Origin of the sequence: Tepidimonas sp. (assembly GCF_036824975.1) — a bacterium.
Lineage (GTDB): Bacteria > Pseudomonadota > Gammaproteobacteria > Burkholderiales > Burkholderiaceae_C > Tepidimonas.
Genome location: NZ_DAISZC010000118.1, coordinates 1 through 2757, shown reverse-complemented (window position 1 = coordinate 2757; position 2757 = coordinate 1). Strand labels below are relative to the sequence as shown.

At 70.5% G+C, this 2757-nt stretch carries 2 protein-coding genes and 1 pseudogene; 2 read left to right on the top strand and 1 reads right to left on the bottom strand.

The window, feature by feature from the left end; translation table 11 throughout:
- Nucleotides 1–89 precede the first annotated feature (89 nt).
- Nucleotides 90–404: pseudogene (locus tag V7Z54_RS09760) on the top strand (cupin).
- 351 nt (nucleotides 405–755) lie between these two features.
- The gene (locus tag V7Z54_RS09755; protein ID WP_443082471.1) at nucleotides 756–2267 is read left to right on the top strand and encodes a D-alanyl-D-alanine carboxypeptidase/D-alanyl-D-alanine-endopeptidase; all 1512 of its coding nucleotides are present in this window, start codon (nucleotides 756–758) and stop codon (nucleotides 2265–2267) included.
- Between the two features lie 2 nt (nucleotides 2268–2269).
- Here V7Z54_RS09755 and V7Z54_RS09750 read toward each other — a convergent pair.
- A partial coding sequence (locus V7Z54_RS09750) for a GGDEF domain-containing protein (protein WP_334136207.1) occupies nucleotides 2270–2757 on the bottom strand: 488 nt, incomplete at its 5' end.

Genomic DNA, 2757 nt, shown 5'->3' with positions numbered 1-2757 from the left:
CACATGCACAACACCAGGGCGGCCGTGGTCCGGGTCGGGCTCAGCCGTCCTTCTGCTCTGCTTTTCCGATTTTGTCCCGGAGTAGGCCCATGACCGCCATCTTCCAAGCCCGCCGCTTCGCCGCCGACCGGCCCTGGGGCGCGCTCGACATCGCGCATCTGGACGGCGTCACGGTGCGGCTGCACTGGACCAATGCCACTTAGCGCTTGCCTGTCAACGATGGCGAAGAGGTATTCGCTGTACTCGATGGCGTGGTGGATATACCCTACCGGTAAGACGGCCAGGAGTGCTGCGTGCGCCTGCACACGGGCGATGTGTTCTTGGCGGGGGCAGGCTGCGAACATGTGGCCCACCCGCTGGGCGAGGCGCACATCCTGGTCGTCGGAAGGGAAGGTTCGGTGTGAGACCGGTTTTGTCATGGCCGGTTTGGGGTACCCACCCGCTGGATCCATGCAGCGCCTGACGCAGGAGCGCCATTTCATCGACCTCGACCTGGGCACCATTGTTGCCGGGGCAGAAAGCGGCGGTGCTGGTCATCGTGGTGCAGCCACGGGTCGAGCCGACGGACAGGGCGCTGTACCAACGGCGGCTGAGCAGGCTGTCTCCGCGGCCAGCGGTAGCGCGGGTGCTGCCTGCCTGCAGTGCGGACTGCGGCAGTGCCGCAGCGCCCCTGCCGGGGGATGCCGCGCCCTCTGCGGGGGCGGCCGCTGCAGATCTGGTGGGAGGAGGGCGAAAATAGGATAACGGAGGGAGCCATGAAGCGCGTGTGGTGGCGATGGTGGGCCCGGACCGCGGGGGGCGGAGTGGTGATGGTGGCGCTGGCCGTGGGGCCGGTATTGGCCGGCCAGGCGCTGCCGCCCGCTGTGCAGCGAGCGCTGGACCGCGCCGCTGTGCCGCCAGCGGCGGTGGCGGTGGTGGTGGCCGATGCCGTACCCGGCGGGCGCGTGCTGTTGGCGCACCGCGCCCATGAGCCGATGAACCCGGCGTCGGTGATGAAGCTGGTGACCACCACCGCGGCGCTGGACCTGCTGGGGCCGGCGTTCGTGTGGCGTACGGCGGTCTACACCGACGGGCCGGTGCACGACGGTGTGCTGCACGGCTCGCTGTATCTGCGCGGCGATGGAGACCCCAAGCTGGTCAGCGAGCGGCTGTGGCTGCTGCTGCGGCGCGTGCAGGGGCTGGGTATCCGCCACATCACCGGGGACATTGTGCTGGACCGCAGCGCTTTTGCGCTGCCGCCGCACGACCCGGCGGCCTTTGACGGTGAGCCGCTGCGGCCGTACAACGCCGCGCCCGACGCGCTGCTGGTCAACTTCCGTGCGCAGGTGCTGACCTTCGTGCCCGACGAGGCGGCGGGGGTGGCGCGCGTGCTGCTGGAGCCGCCGCTGGCCGAGGTGACAGTGCCCGACACCGTGCCGCTGGGTGAGGGGCCATGCGACGACTGGCGCGCGACGCTGCGCCCCGACTGGACCGACGCGCGCCGCCCGCGTTTTGCGGGGCGCTACCCGCGCGCGTGCGGGCAGCGGCTGTGGGCAGTGGCTCATCCGCAGCCCGAACGCTTTGCGGCGCGTGCGGTAGCGGGCGTGTGGGCGCAGCTGGGCGGTGTGCTCGATGGCGCGGTGCGCGACGGCGTCGTGCCGGGCCATCTGACCCCGCGCCTGTGGTTCGAGTCGGTGCCACTGGCCGAGGTGGTGCGCGACGTCAACAAATTTAGCAACAACGTGATGGCGCAGCAGCTGCTGCTGACGCTGGCGCGCGTGCCGCTGGGCGAGGCAAGCGCGGGCTGTGGACGCGGCCGCCGCGATGGGTCGCTGCTGCCGGTCATCGACGACCGAGCGCCGCAGCCGCGCACGGCGGCCACGTTCGACAGTGCGCGTACCGTGTTGCAGGCGTGGTGGCGGGCCTGCGTGTCGGATGCGGCGCCCCCACGCGTGGACAACGGCGCGGGCCTCAGCCGCGATGCGCGTGTGACCGCGGCAGCGCTGGCGCAGCTGCTCCAGTGGGTGTGGGCCAGCCCGTGGATGCCGGATCTGACGGCGTCGTTGCCGCTGGCAGGTGTGGACGGCACGCTGCGCCGCAGCGCGATGGGCGCGGCCACCGCCCACTTGAAGACGGGCAGCTTGGCCGACGTGCAGGCCCTCGCGGGTTATGTGCATGCCGCCAACGGGCGACGGCGGGTACTGGTGGCTATCGTCAACCACCCCCATGCGCGTGCTGCCCGCCCGGCGTTGGAGGCGTTGGTGGCGTGGGCGGCGGCGCTGCCGTGACGCTAGAGCGTCGATGGCCCGGGCGTTGACGATAGCGGGGATGCTGCGTTGTTGGATGCGCTGACAACGCAGCCGCGCCCGGCACGCTTAGCGGCATAGCATGCGTCGTCGGCGCGCTTGAGCGCGTCGGACCAGGCTTCGTCGGAGGCGCCGGCGTCGAACGTCACCACTCCGATGCTGGCTCCCAGTCGGAACAACCGACCCTGCCATTCGAACACGAACTGCTGCAACGCATCCAGGATACGCTGAGCGACCTCGACGGCCTGTGTTTCGTCGCAGTTGTAGAGCAGCACCGCAAACTCGTCGCCCCCTAAGCGCGCCACGGCATCGACGGGCCGGCTCTGTTCGCGCAACAGCAGTGCCAGCCGACGCAGCAGCGCATCACCGGCGTCGTGTCCGGCCTGATCGTTGATAGGTTTGAAGTTGTCCAGATCGATCAGCAACGCTGCGTGCGTCTGCCCGGGGACCGCCTCGGCGCGCCAGCGCCGAC